Genomic DNA, 23,491 nt, shown 5'->3' on the forward strand with positions numbered 1-23,491 from the left:
TCCGACCGAAGGGCGTCATTCGGTGTGGGAGGTAAGGGCGCCGACCGGTGTACGCGCGCCGGAGGTCGCCACAGGACGGGGCGGATATGAGCGACGGGGACCTCAACTGGATTGCGAACTTCATCTGGGGCATCGCCGACGATGTTCTGCGAGACCTCTACGTGCGCGGCAAATATCGTGACGTGATCCTGCCGATGACCGTGCTGCGCCGGCTCGATGCCGTGCTGGAACCGACCAAAGCCGCCGTACTGTCGATGAAGGACAACCTCGACAAGGCCAAGGTCACCAACCAAGATGCTGCCCTCCGGCAGGCGGCCGGGCAGGCCTTCTATAACACGTCGAGTTTCAACCTTCGCGACCTGCGCAACCGCTCGAACCAAGCGCAGCTCAAGGCCGACTTCGAGGCCTACCTCGACGGCTTCTCGCCGAACGTGCAGGAGATCCTCGACAGTTTCGAGTTCCGCAACCAGATCCCGCGGCTGTCCAAGGCCGACGCGCTCGGCACCGTCATCGCCAAGTTCCTCGATCCCACGATCAACCTCGGCCCCGCGCCGGTGCTGAACGGCGACAAATCGGTGAAGCAACCAGGCCTCGATAATCACGCCATGGGCACGGTGTTCGAGGAGCTGGTGCGTCGCTTCAACGAGGCCAACAACGAGGAGGCGGGCGAGCACTGGACGCCGCGCGACGCGGTGAAGCTCATGGCGCGGCTGATCTTCGAGCCGGTCGCCGACCGCATCACCTCCGGCACCTACCTGCTCTACGACGGCGCCTGCGGCACGGGCGGCATGCTGACCGTGGCCGAGGAGACGCTGAAGGCCCTCGCAGCCGAACGCGGCAAGCAGGTCTCGACGCACCTCTTCGGGCAGGAGATCAACGCCGAAACCTACGCCATCGCCAAGGCCGACCTGCTGCTCAAGGGCGAGGGGGAGGAGGCCGACAACATCGTCGGCGGGCCCGAATGGTCGACGCTGGCGCACGACGCCTTCCCGTCGCGCGAGTTTGACTTCATGCTGTCCAACCCGCCCTACGGCAAGAGCTGGAAGGGCGACCAGGAGCGCATGGGCGGCAAGACCGGCATCAAGGACCCGCGCTTCCTGATCGAACACGACGGTGAGCCCGAATACAGCCTCGTCACGCGGTCCAGCGACGGGCAAATGATGTTCCTGGCCAACATGCTGTCCAAGATGAAGCACGGCACGGCGCTCGGCAGCCGCATCGCCGAGGTGCACAACGGCTCGTCCCTGTTCACCGGAGACGCGGGCGGCGGCGAGAGCAACGTCCGGCGCTGGATCATCGAGAGCGACTGGCTGGAGGCCATCGTCGCGCTGCCGCTCAACATGTTCTACAACACCGGCATCGCCACCTACGTCTGGGTGCTCAGCAACCGCAAGCCGGCCCACCGCCGCGGCAAGGTGCAGCTCATCGACGCGACGGGCTGGTCCAAGCCGCTGCGCAAAAACCTTGGCAAGAAGAACCGCGAGCTCGGCGACGCCGATGTCGAGCGCATCGTCAGCACCTTCCTGGCCTTCGAGGAGACCGAGCAGTCGCGCATCTTCGACAACGCCACCTTCGGTTATTCCAAGGTGACGGTCGAGCGGCCGCTGCGCGCGACCGGCATCGACACGGGCCGCGCCTACGCGCCGAAGGAGATCAAGGCGCTCAAGGAGCAGGGCCGCGTCTCGGAGGGCGGCGCGCCCGTCATTCGGCGCATCCACAAGCCCGGCAAGGCGGCGCCCGACCCGCTGCGCGGGCTGTTCCCGGCGACGATCGAGGGCAAGCGCTGCACCGTCGAATACGAGCCGGATAGCGATCTGCGCGACACCGAGACGGTGCCGATGCAGGAGCCCGGCGGGATCGAAGCCTTCATCCGCCGCGAGGTGCTACCGCACGCGCCCGATGCCTGGGTCGACGAGGGCAAGACGGCTGTGGGCTACGAGGTCAGCTTCACCCGCTACTTCTACAAGCCACGGCCGCTGCGCTCGCTGGAAGCGATCCGCGCCGACATCCTGGCGCTGGAGCGCGAGACCGAGGGGCTGATGGCCGACATCTTCGGGGCGGCGCGATGATCGAAGTGTTGAAGCCGTATCCGGAGATGAGGGCGTCTGGGGTCGAGTGGCTTCCAGTTCTGCCCGATGGCTGGCAAATGCGCAGGGCGAAATACTCATTTTCTGAGGTCGACGACCGGTCGGAGGCCGGTGGTGAGGAACTTCTCTCCGTTTCGCACAAGACCGGTGTCACGCCTCGGAGCCAAAAGAACATCACGATGTTCATGGCCGAGACCTACGAAGGGCACAAAGTTTGTCGCCCGGGCGATGTTGTCGTCAACACCATGTGGGCGTGGATGGCGGCGGTTGGCGTCAGCCATCATACTGGCATTGTTAGCCCCGCTTACGGGATCTACCGCCCGCGAACCATAAATGAATTCGCACCTAAATTTCTCGACTATCTCCTCCGAACCGAAGTATATCGCGCAGAATACCTACGCAGTTCGCGAGGCATCACGACATCGAGATTAAGGCTTTATCCTCCTGATTTCCTAAATATCTCCTTCGTCCAGCCACCGCTCAACGAGCAACAGACTATCGTACGGTTCCTTGATTGGCATGGAGCGCAAACGGCAAAACTGATCCGTGGCAAGCGAAAGCTAGTTTCTCTCCTAAATGAGCAAAAACAGACTATTATACACCGAGCGGTCACAAGTGGCTTAGATCAACCAAAGCGGAAGAGATTTTCCGGCCTGACGTGGCTCGGAGATGTGCCAGAGGACTGGAAAGTTCAACGACTTCGCAGCGTAAGCTCTCGCATCACGAGCGGTTCGCGAGGTTGGTCCCGCTATGCCGCAGATCAGGGCCCCCTTTTCATCCGTATTGCCAATTTGTCCAGAAATGGACTGCACCTACGCTATGGTGATACTGTCCGCTTGGTACTTCCGATCAAGGAACTTGGAGAAGCAAGTCGAACACGAGCAAGAGCAGGCGATCTGTTGCTGTCAATAACAGCTTTCATCGGCTCAGTTGCGGTCGTCCCAGATGATCTCGGAGAAGCCTACGTCAGCCAACACGTCGCTTGTTGTCGCCTCATACCTGAGGTGAACGCTCGTTGGATCGGCTACGTTCTGCTGTCTCCTGTTGGGCAGACGCATGGCACGCTGTCGATGTACGGGGGCACCAAGCAGGGCTTGTCATTGAATGATGTCAAGAACTATATCGTTCTCCTTCCTCCGCGGCACGTCCAAGACGAACTCGTGCAATTTATCGATCGATCCACGCAGGAAATTTCGGATTCAATTTCTGCAGTCGAGAACGAAATCAGCCTACTTCAAGAATTTCGCACGCGCCTGATCGCTGACGTCGTCACCGGCAAGCTCGACGTCCGGGCCGCAGCGGCCAGCCTCCCCGCGATCGCCGAGGCCGAGCCGGCCGAGGCCCTCGTCGACGATGATGACCTCGACGAGGCTGCCGACGCGGTCGAGGACGAGGAGCTTGCCGCCTGAGCCTGTCCTTTCCGCCGCGACCCGCTAAGATGGCACAACCGACGATTACCCACCGGCCTGGAGGCGAGGGTTGAGCGAGCTCCATCGAGTCACCGTCGACCTCGGTCAGTGCGGCGGCCGGCCCTGCCTGCGCGGCCTGCGCATCCGCGTGCTGGACCTCCTGGCCGCGGGCGCCGACCACGCCGAGATCCTGGCCGCCCCCCCGCTGCTGGAGGACGGCGACATCACCGCGGCGCTCGAATATGCCGCGCGGCAGAGCGACCACCCGGTGCTGCGCGTGTCCTGATGCGCTTCCTCGTCGACGCGCAGCTGCCGCCCGCCTCAGCTCGCTGGCTCGATGCGGAAGGGCACACGGCGGCGCATGTCGGCGACCTCGGGATGGGCGCGGCGAGCGACTGCGCCATCTGGGACCGAGCGCGGGCGACGGGTGCGGCGGTTGTCACCAAGGACGAGGACTTCGCGCGGCGCAAGGCTTTGGCCGCGGACGGGCCGCCCGTCGTCTGGATTTGGCTGCCGAACACGCGGCGGCGGGACCTGCTGGTTTGGTTCGCGGCGGTGCCGCCGGACGTGCTGGCCGCGCTGGCGAACGGCAAAACGCTGATCGAGGTCACATGAGGACAGACACCACGGAGAGGGGTCTGGAAAACCTCATCGTCGCTGGGATGACGGGGCGTCCCGCAGCGCCGGCCGCCGGCGGCTTCGCCGAGGCGCCGGAGCTCTTCGTTGGCCTGCACGATTGGCGGCTCGGCGACCCGAAGGCCTACGACCGCGCCTGGACGGTCGACCTCGCTCAACTGCGCGCCTTCGTAGCCGCGACGCAGCCGCCGCTGCTCGCGGCACTCGACCTCGACCGGGATGGCCCGGCGCGCCAGAAATTCTTGGCGCGGCTCCAGGGCGAGGTCGGCCGGCGCGGCGTCATCGACGTGCTCCGGCACGGGGTCAAGCACGGCCCGCACGAGGTCACGCTCTTCTACGGCACGCCCTCGCCCGGCAACACCAAGGCGGCTGGGCTCCACGCGCTGAACCGCTTCTCCGTCACGCGCCAGCTCCGATACAGCCGGGACGACATGGCTCACGCGCTCGACTTGGCGCTGTTCGTCAACGGCCTGCCGGTCGCCACCTTCGAGCTGAAGAACAATCTCACCAAGCAGACCGTCGACGACGCCGTCGAGCAGTACAGGCGTGACCGCGACCCGCGCGAGAAGCTGTTCGAGTTCGGCCGCTGCATGGTCCACTTCGCGGTCGACGAAGCGCGGGTAATGTTCTGCACCAACCTCAGGGGCAAGGCCTCGTGGTTCTTGCCCTTCGACCGGGGTTGGAACGACGGGGCCGGCAACCCGCCGAACCCGGCTGGGCTGAAAACGGACTATCTGTGGAAGGAGATCCTCACCCCGCCCGGCCTCACCGACATCATCGAGAACTATGCGCAGATCGTCGAGCGGCGCGACCGCAAGACCGGCAAGGTCAAGCGCGACCAGCTGTTCCCGCGCTTCCATCAGCTCGACGTTGTTCGCAGGCTCCTGGCCGACTCCCTGAAGAAGGGCGCGGGGCGGCGCGTGCTGATCCAGCACTCGGCGGGGTCGGGCAAGTCGAACTCCATTGCGTGGCTGGCGCACCAGCTCGTGCGGCTCGAAGGCGCCGCAGGGCAGGTCTTCGACTCCGTGATCGTGGTGACCGACCGCCGCATCCTCGATGAGCAGATCCGCGACACCATCCGGCAGTTCGCACAGGTGGGGGCGACGGTCGGCCACGCCGAGCGTTCCGGCGACCTCCGGCGCTTCATCACCGACGGCAAGAAGATCATCATCACGACGGTGCAGAAATTCCCCGTCATATACGCCGATATCGGCGCGCTGCACCGCGACCGCCGATTCGCGATCCTCATCGACGAGGCCCATTCGAGCCAGAGCGGCAAGGCCGCCGCTGCGCTAAACGCCGCCCTGGCCGGTTCCGACGACGGCGACGATGAGGAGAGCGTCGAGGACCAGATCAACGCCCTGATCGAGAGCCGCAAGATGTTGCCCAACGCGAGCTACTTCGCGTTCACGGCGACGCCGAAGAACAAGACGCTGGAGATCTTCGGTGAGCCCTATGAAGAGGGCGGCAAGGTCAAGCACCGCCCGTTTCACAGCTACACCATGAAACAGGCGATCCAGGAGGGCTTCATTCTCGACGTCCTGCGCTATTATACGCCGGTCAACAGCTACTACCGGCTCGTCAAGACGGTCGAGGCCGACCCGGAGTTCGACGCCAAGCGCGCCACGAAGAAGCTGCGCCGCTACGTCGAGAGCAACGACCACGCGATCCGCCTCAAGGCCGAGATTATGGTCGAACATTTCCACGAGCAGGTGCTGGCGCTGAACAAGATCGGCGGGCAGGCGCGCGCGATGATCGTGACCTCGAGCATCGAGCGCGCCATCCAGTATTTCCACGCCGTCCGCGCCTACCTCGACGAGCGTAAGAGCCCGTATCGCGCCATCGTGGCCTTCTCGGGCGAGCACGAGTTCGGCGGCGTCAAGGTCACCGAGGCGAGCCTCAACGGCTTTCCGTCTAAGGACATCGCTGACGAGATCCAGAAGGACCCGTACCGCTTCCTGATCTGCGCCGACAAGTTCCAGACCGGCTATGACCAGCCCTTGCTGCACACGATGTACGTCGACAAGGCGCTTTCCGGCATCAAGGCGGTGCAGACACTGTCGCGGCTGAACCGGGCGCATCCGCAGAAATATGACGCCTTCGTGCTCGACTTCATGAACGATACCGAGACGGTCCGGGCATCGTTCGAGACCTTCTACCGAACGACGATCCTCAGCGACGAGACCGACCCCAACAAGCTGCACGATCTCAAGGCGGCGTTGGACGACCGTGAGGTCTACGGGTCGGAGATCGTCGAGCGGGTGGTCGAACTCTACCTGGCGGGCGCCGGCCGGCCTCAGATCGACCCTATCATCGATGCATGTGGCGCGGCCTTCAAGGATCTGGACGAGGACGGGCAGGTCGACTTCAAGGGCAAAGCCAAGGCCTTCGTCCGCACATACGCCTTCCTCGCGGCGATTCTGCCCTTCGCGAGTGCGGAGTGGGAAAGGCTATCCATTTTCCTGAATCTGCTGATCCCAAAGCTGCCGGCCCCGCCTGACGAGGACCTGTCGCGGGGCATTCTCGAATCGATCGACATGGACAGCTACCGCGTCGAGAAGCAGGCAGTGCAGCGCATCCGATTGGCGGACCAGGATGCCGAGATCGAACCTATCCCGACCGAGGGCGGCGGCCACAGGACGGAGCCGGAGTTGGATCGGCTGTCGAACATCATTCGCGGGTTCAACGACCTGTTCGGAAATTTGAATTGGGAGGACAGCGATCGGATCGCAACGCGGATTGCGACCGAAATTCCAGAGAAGGTTTCGGCGAACGCTGCCTACCGGAACGCTCAGCTCAATTCCGACAAGCAGAACGCCCGAATCGAGCATGATAAAGCGCTCGGCAATGTCATTGTCGGTCTTATGAAGGATGACACGGAGCTGTTCAGACAGTTCATGGACAATCCGGAGTTCAAGCGTTGGCTCGCGGACGTAACATTTCAAGCAACTTATGGTCGGCCGTCGTCCCACGTGCCGTGACCATGGACGAAAGAACAAGGTCAGTCAGCCAGCGCTGACGCTTTGGAGTTTCCCCCATCAAACCGGACACGAGGCTCGTTGCAGCTAAACACCGATCAACCCGCGCGGCGAGCACATACCGAGTCCACGGTGGAGATGGTATTCGTTGTGGTCGGTAATCCAGGGACCGTTCCGAGCCAGGACGGTATCGGCGTCGGGGCGAGGCTGTACGCGGGCAGGTGGCACAGAAGGGTGCGGTGATCCTCGAACCCGAGGCGCTGCATGATGGCCTGCCGTCAGCCATAAGGCTGTTCCCTGTGCGTTTTAGGCATTTTCGCACGCATTTTTCTGATGCGTGCCCGCCTATATCGTGCCTACAACGTCATTGTCTGAAACAGAGATAGTCGCGTCAAGCGCTATATCTCGGAAATATGAGACTTGACGTTGATGTACAACTTAGAAAGACGGGCGCTTGCCGCCTACTGGCGTGCGGGTGCTACAGCTGACCCCGCGAAGGGCTCCACCTTCATCTATGCGGCTCCCGCCAAGGGCCGGGGACTAGGGACGGCCATGACCGAGCACCACTACGTCCATCTGGGCAACATCAACGGGACGCTCGCGGTTTATCGGGTGCTCAACCGGGGCACCTTAAAGCGCCTAAAGCGCTGGCCCTCTCCGGTGCTGCGCCCGAACCATGATCGGAACCGAGAAGCCCTGGCGAGCACCATCAAGGGCACGATCGAGGCGTTCATGGGAGACGCCCATGTCTGAGCGTCTGACCGAACAGGAGCACGATGCGCTGCTTCAGCAGGACTTCGGCGGTGACGAAGAGCTGGCCCTAGCCTTCGGCGTCCACTGCCGGGCTCTGCTGGGCGGCAAGCTGCCCGGCAACGCCCACGCTGAGCCCGCCTACAGCTCCACGGCCTCCGACCACCGCAAGGACGGCACGGTGCGCACCTACGCCTGCCTCGCGGATCACCGGGGCCTCGTCGCGGTCTACCGGCTTCGTGCGAGCGGCCGTTTCGTGCGCATGACGCGCTGGCCGGCGTGGATCGTCGCGAACGACCAAGATCCGGAGTGGCGTGAGCACTGCCGGTGCATTGAAGCGAACCGGCGGCGACGGCAGCGGCGGCGCATGGCGAAATTTCAGCAGTGGGCGGATGGGTTCATCGCTCGCACCATGCCTCCGGTCACATCCGCGGTCGCCGCCTCTGGTCTGCTCTGCGCGGGATCACCCTAGTAGGCTGGCGCCTTTGCAGATCGGCTCATTGCGGCCCGGTTCTAGACTGCAGTCCCAAGATAGGCTTTTTGTCTTGTCCGCATGGGCATGCCCCTGCGTACATCACCAGAGCCATCAGAAACCTTGTACGTAAGGGTTGATCCGTCCTTTCGGACATGATTATATAGGGACATTACCTCAACGGACAGATTGCTCGATGAAGACCGTCCTTTACGCCCGGGTCTCGACCACGGACCAGACAATCACGCACCAGCGCACCCAGGCTGAGGCCGCCGGCTTCCAGATCGATACTGTGGTGGCCGACGAGGGTGTCTCTGGCGTCACCACGCGCCTTGCGGATCGTCCAGAAGGTCGCCGGCTGTTCGACATGCTGCGCCAGGGTGACGTGCTGGTGGTTCGCTGGGTTGACCGCCTTGGCCGCGACTACGCTGATGTCACCGAGGTTATCCGCGAGTTCATGCGCCGGGGCGTGATCGTGAAGACGGTCATCAACACCATGGTGTTCGACGGTGCCACCACCGACCCCATGCTGATGGCCGTGCGCGATGCGCTGATCGCCTTCATGGCGGCCACGGCGCAGGCGCAGGCCGAGGCGACCAAGGAGGCGCAGAAGGCTGGCATAGCGCACGCCAAGGGCCGGGAGGATGCCTACCGGGGCCGGAAGCCCAGCTTCACACGGGAGATGTTCGAAGAGGTCGTGCGACGCATCAACAACGGCGAGACCGTTCAGGCCATCGCCAAGGCCACTGGGATCACGCGGCAGACCGCCTATCGGATTCGCGATCACCGGGCTGAGGCTGAGGCCGCGCTGGCCAGGTGGGCGGCATGAAGGGGGCTAGCACCATGCCAGCTTCGAAGCGCGGCTACACCAAGCCCTCGCCGGCACAGTGGGCCGAGATCGTCGCGCAGTGGGAGACGGGTGAATTCACCTTGGCGCAACTGTCCCACCAACACGGCGTCACCGTTCGTGGCATCCAGATGCATCTGGCGAAGCACAAGATCACGAAGGGATCACAGGCGAAGGTCGTTGCCGCCAATGTGATGGCTAAAGTCTACGAGGAGACATTGCCGGATGTAGACGCGACGGTGCAACGTGCCATCGATACTCGAGAAGCTGCCTATCGAAATGCTGTTGCAATCGAGAATATGATTCTCGAACGACTTCAAGGTGCGGCCGCAGACCCGACCACAACCTTTGCAGCCGCTAGCGCAATCAAGATGCTTGGGATCGCAGCGGCGGCACTTGAACGTTTACACGGGCTCAAGCGCGCAGCCTTGGGTCTCAATGACGATAACCTGATCGATGATGATTTGCCGACCCTTCAGATCCAGGATCTGTCAGTCGAGGAGATCGCCGAGATGCATCGGAACCAGCATGAAGATGATCTCGATCCTGGTGCCTTCGCTGCTCTCGATAACGAGGTGCTCGTAGTCGATTGATTGCGTCTCCCCTTCGTAATCGAAGTCACAAAGCCACATACTGAAATCAGTCCGAAGTCCCAGCGAAAATCACGATCCCTTGAAGGGGGTCAACACTGCAGCGACAGGAAAAATTTGAAGGCGAAATTTCTCGGGATCATCACATCCGCAGGACAGGAATAACTTTGGATGGTATAATCACAGGGTATTTGGCAAGGAGGCCTCCCGTGAGCCATTCTACGATCAGTCTACCGCTTGCCCGAGCGGATCAACTCCGACAACTTGGGCGCCATCACCAAGTACCTGCCGCCGAACTGATGGACGGCTACATTAGGCAGGCATGGGACCAGGCCGGCTTCACACCCGAGTTGCCGCCGTTCCAGATAATCGACACCCGCGATGATGCGACCAGCGCGCCTCGCGTCGCGTTCTCTGCGCCGCAAGCCGACATTCTGGAATTCACGCCCGCTCAAGCGATGCAGTTCGCTAACGGCATCACCGATCTATTGGACGGCATCGCAAGCCGGTTCGTTGTCTCGGGCTCATGCGCTGGTGAGCGCGCTGGCGTGGTCGGCGAAAAGCGCGGCCGCGGATTCGCCCTCAAGGTCGCGGGCAGTCTCGTCGCCGGCTCCCAGGTGACAGTGATCGGGCTGACCACCAGCGTCGCCCGTGATCTTGCTCGGCTCCTGGCAGATCGTGCCGCTAAAGCGACGGATTGGGTTTCATGAGGCTCAAACCCCTGAAACCCGGCAAGCCTGCCGGCCCTAAGAAGCCGATCACTCCGAAGGCTCCGCGAACGCCCCTCAAGCCCTGGCGGCGCTGGTGACGCGCGCCCGCGACCAGGCCGCTACAACAAAGCCATGCAGATGATGTCCCCCGCGATCCTCGCCGACGCCCAGCGCCACGCCCGCGCCGAGTACCCGTGCGAGGCCTGCGGGCTCGTCGTCGGTGGCGCCTACCAGCCCTGTCGGAATGAAGCAGCCGATCCGCTGCAAGACTTCGCCATCTCGACCCGGATCGCCGGCATCAACCGTTCGTTCGATCGCTTGGCGCTGGAGTTTGGCATCGCCATGCCGGAGCCCACGCTACTCGAGGAGCTCGACGCCTGGCTTGTTGACTTCGAGGCCGGCGCCTTCGATCACCCGCCGCCGGCTCCTCGCACGGCGCCGGCTAAGTCCGGCATCCCGGCCATCATCGCCAAGCTCGACGCCATGGGAGCGACCAAGGCGAGCACCCGGTCGACCAGGAAGGTCGACGCCGATCCGGCGCCCGCCGCTACCCCGGAACCCGCCAACGACGACACCCGCGCCGGTGATCGGCGAGTGGGACTTTTAGGAACGCGAAAGCACCGCCGTTCCGACGTTCGCAGCCAGCTAACTCGCGAGCGGACAAAGGACTTTTTCTTCGACGACCTGGCCGAGCGAAAGGGAAGCGCCTTTAGTAGGGAAATCACCCCCCTCCCTTTCTCCTCCAATCACACGCCCATCACCAACGACAACACGCCCATCACCAACGACAACACGCCCATCACCAAGCCCATCGCCAACGACAACCGGCTCCCCGAAGACTGGCGACGCACCACCATCATCGGCAAGTTCGGCACCTACCAGCGCGCGCTCTACGAATTCGGCACGCCATGGGCCTGGACCTTGGACATCAGCCCCGACGAGGTCGCCGCCGGCATCGCCTCCAAGAACTTCGCCACCCGGCTCCTGAAGCGCATCGCCAAGCACCTCCGGCTCAAGCTCGGCCGCGACCCGGTGATGACGCTGGCGATCGACGTGACCACGCCGAACAACAACACCAGGCCGCGCCCCCATGCACACGGCGGAATCGCATGCAGCGCCGAGGAGCTCCCGGCGGTGCGACGGGCATTGCAGCGTGCAGGAGGGGCGTGGGCTGGCTCCGGCTCCAAGTACCAGGTGAAGGTGCGGCGCATGTCCGACCCCGATGGGTGGAGCTCCTATTGCACGCGCAATCTGGCCGCGGCCCGGAAGGTCGTCGGCGACAACGTCATCGCCGCGTCCGGTGATCTGAAGGTCGCGGGCCGGACCCTGCATGAGCGTCTTCGAGATCGAGTGATCGCGGCCGCGGCGTAGCCCTGTGTGCCGAGATGGCTCGTCAGGTCGTGCTGCGGGCCCGTACACGGCCGTCAGTCGTTCCCGCGCAGAACTGCCCCGGCATCGCTCACGCCTGCCAGCGGAGCTGTAATGCGATACCCGCTGTGGCCGATCCAGGAGCGTTCCCAGCGCCACCAGATACGGATCGACCGGCACGGTCCATATCCACCTTCGGGATTGACCGCCGTGAACCCTCAAGCGACGACCGGGGATGACATATGCCTCAGCCCTGATCACCCTCCTCGCCATCGGCATCTCGGGATGCGCCAGCCCGCCCCTGGTCGATCTGACCGGCGTGAACATGGGCGCCTACTCGCGCGACCAAATCGCCTGCGACGCGGAGCTGAAGCAAACCACCTTCTACGCGGGCGACTTCATCGCCGACTGCTTGGCCCGCAAGGGCTACAAGGTGGCCAAGACCGGCCGCTAGAAGATGCCCGACCCACGAGCATTCGATCCGTAATCATCACCAAGACGGTAAATCAATTTTGACTGATCTAATATTTAGGCAATGGAGTGCGATGATTTCGCCACTACCCGGTCGATAGCCAGTCTGCAATACGCGTCAAGCACGACGCTCAAGATGGGCCCGAAGCGATATGTACTCTTGCAGGATCACGCTGCCTTAATTCGCCGACATCCACGAACGGATGGCGGTGACGGATCGCAAAGTTGTTGATGGGTTCACGGTAACGACAGGCGTGTGCCCTGGGCTTAGCCAGGTGATCGCAATACAGCTCGACCATGGCGCGATGTTGGTCTCCGACACCCGCTTCGACCCGCCGGGCTACAATGCTGACACCGCGATCTATCGAGACATCGGGTCTCCGCTCTCGAGCGCTTTTGGCTGGAACTGATTGACAGGTGGCGGCGCGGTCCGACACCAGCCGTGGCACCCATCGGACTGTTACGCCTGCAATCTCTCAGGAAGGTCAGATTTCGACCTAAGTCGTTGTAATTATAACCATCCGGCGAGGTTGGCTGGGGCGCCAGGATTCGAACCTGGGAATGGCGGTACCAAAAACCGCTGCCTTACCACTTGGCGACGCCCCATCCTGGCAGGATCGGCGTTGTCTAGACGCCGGGCCTGCGGGTGGCAACAGGACGGGGAGACAGAATCGATGCGGCGGATCGCGGTGGTGACGGGGGCGGGATCGGGGATCGGCAGGGCCGTGGCGGAGGGGCTGGCGCGGGCGGGCTTCGTCGTCGTGCTCGCCGGGCGCCGGGCCGAGCCGCTGGCGGCGGTCGCGGAGGCGATCGCGGCGGCGGGCGGCACCGCGCGGGCCGTGCCCGCCGACGTGGCGGACGAGGCGTCCGTCGAGGCGCTGTTCGCGCGGGTGCGGCAGGAGTTCGGCCGCCTCGACCTCTTGTTCAACAACGCCGGGGTGTTCGCGCCGGCGGTGCCGGTGGACGAGGTCGCCCTCGACGACTGGCGCCGCCTCGTGGACGTCAACCTCACCGGCGCCTTCCTGTGCACGCGCGCGGCTTTCCGGATGATGAAGGCGCAGGAGCCGCGCGGCGGGCGCATCGTCAACAACGGCTCGATCTCGGCGCATGTGCCTCGGCCGAACTCGGCGGCCTATGCCGCCACCAAGCACGCCATGACCGGGCTCACCAAGGCCACGGCGCTGGACGGACGCGCCCACGACATCGCCTGCGGCCAGATCGACGTCGGCAACGCCGCCACCGCGATGACCGGGCCCATGGCCGCCGGCGTGCGCCAGGCCGACGGGTCGATCAGGTCCGAACCACTGATGGACGTCGCGCATGTGGCCGATGCGGTGGTCTACATGGCCGGCCTTCCGCTCGATGCCAACGTCCCGTTCCTCACGGTGATGGCCACCGGCATGCCCTACATCGGGCGGGGCTGAGCCGACGCGGGGCCCCTCCACCGATGGTGGAGCGCGGCCCCCCTCTCCTGTAAGGAGGGGCGGGGTGGGCTCCTCGGCGAGCCGTCGACCTCCGTCAGACCTGAAAAAAGGCCCGCGGACGCGGCCTCGAAAGCAATTCCCCGCGATGTTGATGCAGACCCAGCCCGACGCGAAACCCGCCCGCACCGACGACCCCGTCGCGCGCCGGCGCACCTTCGCGATCATCTCGCACCCGGACGCCGGCAAGACCACGCTCACGGAAAAACTGCTGCTGTTCGGCGGCGCCATCCAGCTCGCCGGCGAGGTCAAGGCCAAGCGCAACCGCGTTTCGACCCGCTCGGACTGGATGGGCATCGAGAAGGAGCGCGGCATCTCCGTTGTCACCTCGGTGATGACGTTCGAGTACGGCGACTGCGTCTTCAACCTCCTCGACACCCCGGGCCACGAGGACTTCTCGGAGGACACCTACCGCACCCTGACGGCGGTCGATTCGGCGGTGATGGTGATCGACGCCGCCAAGGGCATCGAGGCGCGCACGCGAAAACTGTTCGAGGTCTGCCGGCTTCGCGACATTCCCATCGTCACCTTCATCAACAAGCTGGACCGCGAGGCCCGCGACCCGTTCGAGCTCCTGGACGAGATCGAGAAGACCCTGGCGCTGGACGTGGCGCCCGTGACCTGGCCGATCGGGCGGGGCCGCAGCTTTGCCGGCACCTACGATCTCGGCAACGGCCGCGTGCGCCGGCTCGATGCGGCGGACGACGCCGGCACCGTGCCGGTGACCGGGGTCGACGATCCGCTGTTCGACCAGCTGCTCACGGAGGAGGGCGAGGCCGCGACCTGGCGCGAGGAGGCCGAACTCGCCGAGACCGGCCTCAAGCGCTTCGACCTCGACGCCTTTCGCGAGGGCCACCTCACGCCGGTGTTCTTCGGGTCGGCGCTGCGCAACTTCGGCGTGCGCGACCTCATCGACGGCCTGGCGCGCTTCGCGCCGCCGCCGCGCGGCCAGGATTGCGACAAGCGTCTCGTGGAGCCCACCGAACCGAAGATGACCGGCTTCGTGTTCAAGATCCAGGCGAACATGGACCCCAACCACCGCGACCGCATCGCCTTCATGCGGGTGTGCTCGGGCCGGTTGAGCCGGGGCATGAAGGCCAAGCTCGTGCGCACCGGCAAGCCGATGTCGCTGTCGGCCCCGCAGTTCTTCTTCGCGCAGGACCGCGCCATCGCCGACGAGGCGTTCGCGGGCGACGTCGTCGGCATCCCCAACCACGGGACCTTGCGCATCGGCGACACGCTGACGGAGGGCGAGGAGATCGTGTTCCGCGGCGTGCCGAGCTTCGCGCCCGAGATCCTGCGCCGGATCAAGCTCACCGACGCGATGAAGGCCAAGAAGCTGCGCGAGGCCCTGCAGCAGATGGGCGAGGAGGGCGTGGTGCAGGTGTTCCGCCCGCACGACGGCTCCCAGGCCATCGTCGGCGTGGTGGGCGCGCTGCAGCTCGACGTGCTGAAGGAGCGGCTCCAGGCGGAGTACGGCCTGCCCATCGACTACGAGCCGACCCGCTTTTCGATCTGCCGCTGGATCGAGGCCGACACCGAAGCGCCGCTGGACAAATTCGTCGGCAGCCACGGCTCGGCCATGGCCAGCGACCTCGACGGCGCCCCGGTGTTCATGGCGACCACCGCGTTCTCGCTGCGCTACGAGGAGGAGCGCGCGCCAGACGTGCGGTTCACCGACGTGAAGGACTACCAGAAGCGCAAGGCGTAGCGCTCCGTCGCGGATTTTACCGAGGTCGGCGGTCGCGCCGATCCGGCTCCGCGCTGCCACCCCGGCGCCGTTTTCTCCCGGCCGTTTTGACGCCGCTCGATGCGGTCGCGCTAGGCGCCCCGGTCTCGTGACCGAGGCCGGTGGCGTGGATCGCCGGCTTATCCCCCTCCCCCCAAAAATCGTTCTCGGTCGAACGCCGTCGCGATTGACAGCGGGAATTTGCGCGTCCTACAGAGTATAGCAAGAGGCATACTTCACAGCATAGGCGCAGATGAGGCGACTCTCTCCATGGCTTCGGTCGCCCCGATCCGCGCCTCGCCCGCCTGCGATCGGGCCGGGGCAGCGGCCATGGGCCTCGGCGCGCGGCCTTTGCGTCGCGGTCTGCCTCGTCGCTCCCGATTTTCCGGCCGTCGCGCAGCCGGACATCGATTCGCCGCTTGCCGACAGGCCGGTGCAATCGGCCGCGTTAGAGCCCGAGTCGGACTCCGCCCGACCTGCGTCGATCCAGTCGTCCCTCGGGGCGTTCGGCGATCCGGGCGGGTTTCGGGCCGCGCTCGGTGCCCGCGGCATCACCTACAACGCCATCTCCACCAACGAGGCGCTGGGGAACGTCACCGGCGGCTTTGCCCGCGGGCCGATCTACGCCGGAAAGCTCGAGACCATCGTCACCGCTGATCTGGGGACGCTCGCCGGCCTCGATGGCCTCGCCTTCTTCGCCAACGCCTTCCAGATCCACGACACCGGCGGCCTGCGTGACCGCAGCTTCGGGCGCCTGATCACCGTCAGCAACATCGAGGCGCTTCCCTCGACGCGCCTGTCCGAGATCTGGCTGGAGCAGAAATGGGCCGGGGACCGCTTCGCGTTGCGGTTCGGCCAGCTTGTGGCCGATGGCGAGTTCTTCTCGTCCGACACCGGCAAGCTGTTCGTGAGCAACGACTGGCCGACGATCACCGGCGCCAACCTGCCGAGCGGCGGCCCGGCCTATCCGCTCGCCACCCCCGGAGTGCGCCTGCGCTACGACCCGAACGCGGCGGTCTCGGCCCTCGTGGCGATCTTCAACGGCGATCCGGGCGACCAGCGCATCGTCAACCGGACCGGCACGAACTTCCGGCTCGGCGACCCGCCCCTGGTGATGGCCGAGGCGCAGGTCCGCTACAACCAGGGCACGCGGGCACGCGGGCTCGCCGGCAGCCTCAAGCTCGGCGGATACCGGCATTTCGGCCGCTTCGACGACCTGCGGTTCGATACCGCCGGCCTGCCGCTGGCCAGTCCCTTCGCCAACGGCGTCGCCCGGCGCCTGCGCGGCACCGGCGGCGTCTATGGTGTCGTCGACCAGCAACTTCATCGTCCCGAGGACGCGGGCCCCGATGGCGGGGTCTCGGTCTACGCCCGGATCTCGGGCAGCCCGGCGGACCGCAACCTGATCGACCTCTGGGCCGACGGCGGGGTGGTCTGCGCCGGCATGATTCCAGGCCGGCCCGACGACAGGTTCGGCGCGAGCGTCATCTACGCGCGGATCGGCGACGGGGCGCGGGCGGCCGACATCGATGGGGCGCGGTGGGGCCATGCTTACCGGCCGGTCAGGAGCTTCGAAGCGACGGTCGAGCTCAGCTACCAGGCCCGGATCGCCCCCGGCTGGATCGTGCAGCCCGACATCCAGTACGTCGTCAACCCGGGCGGCGGCGTCGAGAACCCCTCCCGTCCCGGAACCAGGACGAGGGGCGGCCTCGTCTTCGGGCTCCGATCGACGGTCGTATACTGACGACGAGGAGGCCCCGGACTCAGTGGGAACCCATAAAAAAAGCCTGCCTCGCGCATCCGGGGATACGCGAGGCAGGCCGATCGTCGGACTTCGAAAGCGTGGCTGCTTTCGACGGAAGGTCCTAGTAGGAGCCGAACTTGTAGTTCAGGCCGGCGCGGGCGATGCTGCCCTCGGTGGCGATGCGGGAGTTGTACCCGACGCCCGGACCACCGACGCTGCCGACGAGCAGGTTGCGGCTGCCGAGGTCGTAGCGCAGGTATTCCGCCTTGATCGTGACGGCGCTGGACTTGAAGAAGTTCAGGAAGGAGTCGGTCGGGAGAGCGTACTCGACGCCGCCGCCGTAGACGTAGCCGGTCTCCATGCTGGAGCGGGAGGCGGCGTAGGTCACCGGGAGGCCGGTGGTGAAGCTGATCCGCTGGGTGACGTCGCCGTAGGCGAAGCCGCCGGTGCCGTAGATCATGAACTTGTCGAAGGCGTAGCCGACGCGACCGCGAACGGTACCGAGGAAGGATAGGTCGGTGCGGTAGGTGTTGGTGAGGTTGTTGGGGTTGAAGGCGGGGAGGAAGATGTTCTCGACCCGGGTCTGCTGCAGGTCCATGTACTGGGCGTCGGCCTCGACACCCACCACCAGGCCCGAGCCCGGGGTGAACTGATAGTTGTAGCCGATCTGGGCGCCGCCGGTGAAGCCTTCCGTGGCGGTCGAGACGTTGGCGCGACGCAGGCCGTTGAGGACGTTGTTGTTGAGCTGGGCGCCGCCGGGAGTGTTGATGCCCGTGGTGCGGATGGTGTCGTTCTCGCTGAAGGCGTAGCCGGCGTTGATACCGAAGTAGAACCCGGTCCAGGTGAAGACGGGGACCGGAACGAAGACCGGCGGCGCGGCGCGGCGCGGCAGATCGGCGGCGGCGGCGGTGCCGACCATCACGGCCAGGGAGGCGCCGGCGAGGAGGATCTTCTTGAACACGGGGGCAGTCCTTCGGAGGGGCTGTTTCACTGCCCCCGTCTTACCGTCAAGCGGCCCGAGCACCTATGACATCAGAGCAACACCGAACGGCCACATGTTGGCCGCCCGGTTTCCGTTTTCCGACACGCGCGTAACGACTTGTTCATCCCCGACCGTCGCCGGACGGATCGGCGCAGGCGATCAGGCCACCTCGTCGCCGCTCTCGTCCTCGCCCTCGATATGCTCCACCGAGACCACGCGCTCGGTCTTGTCGGTGTTGAACACCGTCACCCCCTGCGAGGCGCGTCCGACGATGCGGATGTCGTCGACCGGCACGCGGATGAGCTGGCCGGCATCCGTCACCAGCATGATCTGGTCCGAGGGCTGCACCGGGAAGGAGGCCACGAGGCTGCCGTTGCGGGCATTCACCCGCATGGCGGTGATGCCTTTGCCGCCGCGTCCCGAGGTCCGGTACTCGAATGAGGAGCTGCGCTTGCCGAAGCCGCGCTCGGACAGGGTGAGCACGAACTGCTGGTTCGCCCCCATCTCGGCGTAGCGCTCCTGCGAGAGGAGCGGCGCATCCGTGGCGATCTCCTCGGAATCGGCGTCGCCCCCTTCCGTGTCGCCGATCACCGCCCGCTGCATCTTCAGGAAGGCGCCGCGCTCCTCGGGCGTCGCCTCGAAGCTGTTGAGGATGGTCATCGAGATGACGCGGTCGCCCGCCGCGAGGCTGATGCCGCGCACGCCGGTGGAATCGCGGCCCTTGAACACCCGCACGTCCTCGACGGGGAAGCGGATGCACTGCCCGTCCTTCGAGGTGAGCAGGACGTTCTGGTCGGCGCGGCAGATCTCCACGTGGACGATGTGGTCGCCCTCGTCGAGCTTCATGGCGATCTTGCCGGCGCGGTTCACCTGCACGAAGTCGGAGAGCTTGTTGCGCCGCACGCCGCCCGAGGCGGTGGCGAACATCACGTCCAGCGTCTCCCAGGATGCCTCGTCCTCGGGCAGCGGCATGATCGTGGTGATGCGCTCGGTGCCGGCATCCATGGCCAGGATGTTGACCAGCGCCTTGCCGCGGGCGTTGGGCGCCGCCATCGGCAGGCGCCACACCTTCTCCTTGTAGACCTGGCCCTGGCTGGAGAAGAACAGGATCGGCGTGTGGGTGTTGGCCACGAACAGGCGGGTGACGAAGTCCTCGTCGCGGGTCGACATGCCCGAGCGGCCCTTGCCGCCCCTGCGCTGGGCCCGGTAGGTCGAGAGCGGCACGCGCTTGACGTAGCCGGCGTGGGACACGGTGACGACCATGTCCTCGCGCTGGATCAGATCCTCGTCCTCGACGTTGGAATCCCAGTCGAGAATCACGGTGCGACGCGGCGTGGCGTAGGCCTCGCGGACCTCCGCGAGCTCGTCCTTGACGATCCCCATGATGCGCAGGCGCGAGCGCAGGATGTCGAGGTAGTCGGCGATCTCGTCGGCGAGCTTCTGCAACTCGCCGCCGATCTCGTCGCGGCCGAGCGCGGTGAGGCGCTGCAGGCGCAGGTCGAGGATGGCGCGGGCCTGGACGTCGGAGAGGCGGTAGGAATCGTCGGCGTTGATGCGGTGGCGCGGGTCGTCCACCAGCGCGATCAGGGGCGCGATGTCGTGGGCCGGCCAGTCGCGGCCCATCAGCGCCTCGCGGGCGGTGTTGGGGTCGGGCGAGGTCCGGATCAGGCGGATGACCTCGTCGATGTTGGCCACCGCGATGGCCAGGCCGCACAACACGTGCGCCCGCTCGCGGGCCTTGTTGAGCAGGAACTTGGTGCGGCGGGAGACGACCTCCTCACGGAAGTCCACGAAGGCCTGCAGCAGGTCCTTCAGGTTCATCAGTTCGGGGCGGCCGCCGTTGAGCGCCACCATGTTGCAGCCGAAGGAGGATTGCAGCGGCGTGAACCGGTAGAGCTGGTTGAGCACCACGTCGGCCATCGCGTCGCGCTTGATCTCGACGACGATGCGCATGCCGTCGCGGTCGGATTCGTCGCGCAGGTCGGAGATGCCCTCGACGCGCTTCTCCTTCACCAGCTCGGCGATCTTCTCCATGAGCGTCGCCTTGTTCACCTGATACGGGATCTCGGTGAAGATCAGCGCCTCGCGCTCCTTGCGCAGCTCCTCCACGTGGGATTTCGCCCGCATGATGATGGAGCCGCGCCCGGTGGCGTAGGCCTGGCGGGTGCCCGCCCGGCCGAGGATCGAGCCTCCGGTGGGGAAGTCGGGGCCCGGGATGATCTCGGTCAGGCCCTCCACGTCGATGCTGGGATCGTCGATGAGCGCGACGCAGCCGTCGATCAGCTCGCCGAGGTTGTGGGGCGGGATGTTGGTGGCCATGCCCACCGCGATGCCGCCGGCACCGTTGGCGAGGAGGTTGGGGAAGCGGGCGGGCAGGACGGTCGGCTCCTCGCGCGACTCGTCGTAGTTCGGCTGGAAGTCGACGGTGTTCTTGTCGATGTCGGCCAAGAGCGCGTTGGCGGGCTTGGCCAGGCGCGATTCGGTGTAGCGCATGGCCGCGGGCGGATCGCCGTCGACGGAGCCGAAGTTGCCCTGGCCGTCGATGAGCATCAGCCGCATCGAGAAGTCCTGGGCCATGCGCACCAGGGCGTCGTAGATCGATTGGTCGCCGTGCGGGTGGTAGAGGCCGATCACGTCGCCGACGATGCGGGCCGACTTGACGTATTTGCGCTCGGGCAGGTGCCCGCTCTCGTAGGCCGAGAACAGGATGCGGCGGTGGACCGGCTTGAGGCCGTCGCGGGCATCGGGCAGGGCCCGGCTCACGATCACGCTCATGGCGTAATCGAGATACGACCGCTTCATCTCGTCGGTGATGGAGACGGGGCGGATGTCGCTGGCGGGCGGCGGCGTGCCCGCGCCCGGTGTGTCGTTCTCTGCCAAGGTCTTCGATCTCTGCCTGCATACGGGCCGGCGCGGCCGGGGCCGCGCCGAACGACGTCGCGTTCGTGGGACTGCGGATGTCGGGCGCTCGCCGGCCGGGTCCGCCCCGGTCGCGTCGCGCCACGTCTGTCACCCTGTTTCCATACGCCATTCGCCTGCGGCACGCCACCGCGACCCCTACCGCGGCACGGGGATAAGCGAAGCGCGATAGACCGTCCGGCTCAAGGGCTTACGCAGGGCCGACCGCCGGCAGCGGGGCGTCGCGGGTCCCGCCGGCCACGTCTGTTCGACCGCTCCCGTTGTGGATAGATACGAGGCCGAGCGCGGGATCATCCCGCTCGATCGACAGACACGTCGGGAGATCGTGCATGGTTGCCACCCGCTTGCGCCGCCCCCTTGGGCTGGCCGCCCTCTTCGCCGTCGGCTTCGCGCCGCTGGCCGCCGCCGCCGAGGGCACCACCGCCGAGCGGACCATCGCGGTGATGAACACCCTGTGGGGCAGCCACGCGGGCCTGCGCGCCAACCACGCCAAGGGCGTGGTGGTGGAAGGCAGCTTCACCGCGACCCCGGAGGCCGCGCCGTTGAGCAAGGCCAGCGTCTTCGGCGGCAAGCCGGTGCCGGTGACGGTGCGGTTCTCCAACGCCACCGGCCTGCCCGCCATCGCGGACGGCGCCAAGCCGGCCAACCCGCACGGAATGGCGCTGAAGTTCGCCCTTCCCGACGGCGAGTTCGACATCGTCGCCAACTCGCTGCCGTTCTTCCCCGTCGCCACCGGCGAGGAGTTCCTGGCGCTGCTGACGGCGAATGCGCAGACCAAGCCCGATACCCCCAAGCCGACGCCGCTGGAGCAGTTCGTCGCCGCCCATCCGATGGTGCCCAAGGCGGGAGCCGGCGTGAAGACGCCCTCGAGCCTGGCGCGGGAGACCTACAACGGCATCGACGCCTTCGTGTTCGTGAACGCCGAGGGCAAGAGGCAGCCGTTCCGCTTCCGCATCGTGCCGGTGGCGGGCAACGACCATCTCTCGGCGGAGGAGGCCGGAAAGCAGCCGCCCAACTTCCTGATGGAGGGCCTGCCCGCCACCCTCGCCAAGGGTCCGGTGGCCTTCACGATCCAGGCGCAACTGGCCAATCCGGGCGACCAGACCAAGGACCCGACGCAGGTCTGGCCGGAGGACCGCCGGCTGGTGACCATGGGCACCCTCACCCTCTCGAAGGCCGCGGCCGATACGGCGGCGGCCGAGAAGCCGCTCCTGTTCCTGCCCACCAACCTCGTGGACGGGATCGAGGTGTCCGACGATCCGCTGATCGACGCGCGCACCCAGGCCTATGCGGTGTCCTTCGGCAAGCGGTCGCAATAGCCCACTGCGCGTCAGAAGTACCAGGCCGCCACGGCGTTCAGCCGGGCGGTGCCGCTGAACACCGGGATGGCCACGAGGGTGGTCAGCCCGGCGGCGGCCAGGCTCGCCGCGATCACGGTCGGCTCGTGCGAGAAGTCGGTGGCGATCACCGGCAGGCCGGTGAGCAGGATGCGGCCGATGGTGCCGTCCTCGCGGGTCAGGCTCAGGGGGCCGTAGGACGCCGCGACATCGCCCTGCACCTCGCAAAGCCCCGCCTCGTAGGTGAGGTGCTCGCTGTCGGGCTCCACCTTCCACACCTCGAAGCGCCGGGCGATGGGGGTGCCGAGCGCCGACAGGAAGGTCATCACCCAGTCCCGGTCGCGGTCGCCGTGGCAGGGCAGGCCGAAGGCGGTGGTCCGCCCGATCTTGAGGGCCTCCGCCTTTCGCAGAAACCGGTGCGAGCCGTAGGGCTCCTTGACCACGACGGGCCGGTCCCGCTCCCAGACCTCGCCGGGCAGGCCCTGTCCGCGTCCGAACTGGATCGCCTTCGAGTTGCGCTCGAAGAACTCCGCGTTGCCGTAGTAGCCGTCCTCGACCGCCATGGCGCTCGATCGCGCGGGGTCGTTGCTCCAGACCTCGATCGCCCCGACCTTCTCGTCGTCGTCGGCACAGAAGAACGTCACCACCGCCTGCAGCACGTCGCCGGCGAAGATCGGCAGGGCGAGGCCGCAGGTCAGCCCCGCCGCGGCGGCCGCAGCGCCGCGCTTGAAGTAGGAATTCTGCAGGTCCTTGAGGACGATGGGCCGGCGCGTCGCCCAGGCCTGCCCCGGCAGGCCCTCGCCGTAGCCGAACACGGTCTGGTGGCTCTGCGCATGGAAGCCGTCGAGGCCGCCGTAGCTGCCGCTCCCGAACTCGAGGGCCGTCCCGTCCTTGGAGGGAACCCACACCTCGGTCACGCGGATGAAGGATGCCATGGCGCCGTCTCACTCCCTTTGCACGCAAGGGGAGCAAGAACCGCGC

20 protein-coding genes and 1 tRNA gene are annotated in these 23,491 nt (G+C 65.9%); 17 read left to right on the forward strand and 4 right to left on the reverse strand.

All coding sequences use genetic code 11. The features are described from left to right. Window positions 1-86: 86 nt before the first annotated feature. The 13 genes from ASF39_RS09275 (at window position 87) to ASF39_RS09330 (ending at window position 12,728) form a co-directional block, all read left to right on the forward strand. A complete protein-coding gene (locus ASF39_RS09275; RefSeq protein ID WP_056283005.1) occupies window positions 87-2,069 on the forward strand; it encodes a class I SAM-dependent DNA methyltransferase in 1,983 nt (660 codons plus the stop codon). Then, the gene (locus ASF39_RS21150) at window positions 2,066-3,496 is read left to right on the forward strand and encodes a restriction endonuclease subunit S (protein ID WP_156648439.1); all 1,431 of its coding nucleotides are present in this window, start codon (window positions 2,066-2,068) and stop codon (window positions 3,494-3,496) included. Before ASF39_RS09275 ends, ASF39_RS21150 begins: the two co-directional genes overlap by 4 nt. A 70-nt stretch (window positions 3,497-3,566) precedes the next feature. After that, a complete protein-coding gene (locus ASF39_RS09285) occupies window positions 3,567-3,782 on the forward strand; it encodes a DUF433 domain-containing protein (protein ID WP_056283013.1) in 216 nt (71 codons plus the stop codon). Further along, window positions 3,782-4,111, forward strand: a complete 330-nt coding sequence (locus tag ASF39_RS09290; protein ID WP_056283015.1) for a DUF5615 family PIN-like protein — start codon at window positions 3,782-3,784, stop codon at window positions 4,109-4,111. The genes ASF39_RS09285 and ASF39_RS09290 overlap by 1 nt, the downstream gene beginning before the upstream one ends. Then, a complete protein-coding gene (locus ASF39_RS09295; protein ID WP_056283019.1) occupies window positions 4,108-7,113 on the forward strand; it encodes a type I restriction endonuclease in 3,006 nt (1,001 codons plus the stop codon). Before ASF39_RS09290 ends, ASF39_RS09295 begins: the two co-directional genes overlap by 4 nt. Before the next feature lie 549 nt (window positions 7,114-7,662). Continuing rightward, on the forward strand, window positions 7,663-7,863 hold the full coding sequence (locus ASF39_RS09300; RefSeq protein WP_056283021.1) for a hypothetical protein: 201 nt from the start codon (window positions 7,663-7,665) through the stop codon (window positions 7,861-7,863). Then, complete coding sequence (locus ASF39_RS09305) at window positions 7,856-8,332, forward strand: hypothetical protein (protein WP_056283024.1); 477 nt, start codon at window positions 7,856-7,858, stop codon at window positions 8,330-8,332. The genes ASF39_RS09300 and ASF39_RS09305 overlap by 8 nt, the downstream gene beginning before the upstream one ends. Before the next feature lie 196 nt (window positions 8,333-8,528). Next, a complete protein-coding gene (locus ASF39_RS09310) occupies window positions 8,529-9,161 on the forward strand; it encodes a recombinase family protein (protein ID WP_056283029.1) in 633 nt (210 codons plus the stop codon). Window positions 9,162-9,175: 14 nt separating this feature from the next. Further along, the gene (locus ASF39_RS21155; RefSeq protein ID WP_156648440.1) at window positions 9,176-9,772 is read left to right on the forward strand and encodes a hypothetical protein; all 597 of its coding nucleotides are present in this window, start codon (window positions 9,176-9,178) and stop codon (window positions 9,770-9,772) included. A gap of 296 nt (window positions 9,773-10,068) precedes the next feature. Next, entirely contained in the window at window positions 10,069-10,479 is a 411-nt protein-coding gene (locus ASF39_RS09315) for a hypothetical protein (protein WP_056283033.1), read from the forward strand. 132 nt (window positions 10,480-10,611) lie between these two features. After that, entirely contained in the window at window positions 10,612-11,850 is a 1,239-nt protein-coding gene (locus ASF39_RS21860; protein ID WP_056283037.1) for a hypothetical protein, read from the forward strand. A 232-nt stretch (window positions 11,851-12,082) separates the two neighbouring features. Continuing rightward, a complete protein-coding gene (locus tag ASF39_RS09325; RefSeq protein ID WP_056283040.1) occupies window positions 12,083-12,301 on the forward strand; it encodes a hypothetical protein in 219 nt (72 codons plus the stop codon). Between the two features lie 220 nt (window positions 12,302-12,521). Next, window positions 12,522-12,728, forward strand: coding sequence for a hypothetical protein (locus ASF39_RS09330; RefSeq protein WP_056283041.1), 207 nt, complete (start codon window positions 12,522-12,524; stop codon window positions 12,726-12,728). Between the two features lie 121 nt (window positions 12,729-12,849). On the opposite strand, the gene ASF39_RS09335 is transcribed toward ASF39_RS09330, so the two are convergent. After that, window positions 12,850-12,924, reverse strand: a tRNA-Gln gene (locus tag ASF39_RS09335). A 68-nt stretch (window positions 12,925-12,992) separates the two neighbouring features. Between ASF39_RS09335 and ASF39_RS09340 the strand changes: the two genes are divergently transcribed. The 3 genes from ASF39_RS09340 (at window position 12,993) to ASF39_RS09350 (ending at window position 17,272) form a co-directional block, all read left to right on the forward strand. Then, window positions 12,993-13,742: an SDR family oxidoreductase gene (locus ASF39_RS09340; protein ID WP_055886546.1), complete on the forward strand. Its 750-nt coding sequence runs from the start codon at window positions 12,993-12,995 to the stop codon at window positions 13,740-13,742. Between the two features lie 145 nt (window positions 13,743-13,887). Then, on the forward strand, window positions 13,888-15,510 hold the full coding sequence (locus tag ASF39_RS09345; RefSeq protein WP_056283045.1) for a peptide chain release factor 3: 1,623 nt from the start codon (window positions 13,888-13,890) through the stop codon (window positions 15,508-15,510). Window positions 15,511-15,961: 451 nt separating this feature from the next. Further along, window positions 15,962-17,272, forward strand: a complete 1,311-nt coding sequence (locus tag ASF39_RS09350; protein WP_244472331.1) for a carbohydrate porin — start codon at window positions 15,962-15,964, stop codon at window positions 17,270-17,272. 121 nt (window positions 17,273-17,393) lie between these two features. On the opposite strand, the gene ASF39_RS09355 is transcribed toward ASF39_RS09350, so the two are convergent. Both ASF39_RS09355 and gyrA read right to left on the reverse strand, forming a co-directional pair. Further along, a complete protein-coding gene (locus ASF39_RS09355) occupies window positions 17,394-18,233 on the reverse strand; it encodes an outer membrane beta-barrel protein (protein ID WP_156387728.1) in 840 nt (279 codons plus the stop codon). A gap of 180 nt (window positions 18,234-18,413) precedes the next feature. Next, window positions 18,414-21,134 (reverse strand): DNA gyrase subunit A, encoded by a 2,721-nt coding sequence (gene gyrA / locus ASF39_RS09360; RefSeq protein ID WP_056283048.1) that lies wholly within the window; start codon window positions 21,132-21,134, stop codon window positions 18,414-18,416. A gap of 368 nt (window positions 21,135-21,502) precedes the next feature. On the opposite strand from gyrA, the gene ASF39_RS09365 reads away from it, so the two are divergent. Further along, window positions 21,503-22,492 (forward strand): catalase family peroxidase, encoded by a 990-nt coding sequence (locus ASF39_RS09365; protein ID WP_056283051.1) that lies wholly within the window; start codon window positions 21,503-21,505, stop codon window positions 22,490-22,492. Window positions 22,493-22,503: 11 nt separating this feature from the next. Here ASF39_RS09365 and ASF39_RS09370 read toward each other — a convergent pair whose 3' ends face one another. Further along, window positions 22,504-23,445 (reverse strand): GAF domain-containing protein, encoded by a 942-nt coding sequence (locus tag ASF39_RS09370; protein ID WP_055886557.1) that lies wholly within the window; start codon window positions 23,443-23,445, stop codon window positions 22,504-22,506. Between the last annotated feature and the right edge of the window lie 46 nt (window positions 23,446-23,491).

The organism is Methylobacterium sp. Leaf108, assembly GCF_001423265.1.
Classification (GTDB): Bacteria; Pseudomonadota; Alphaproteobacteria; order Rhizobiales; family Beijerinckiaceae; genus Methylobacterium.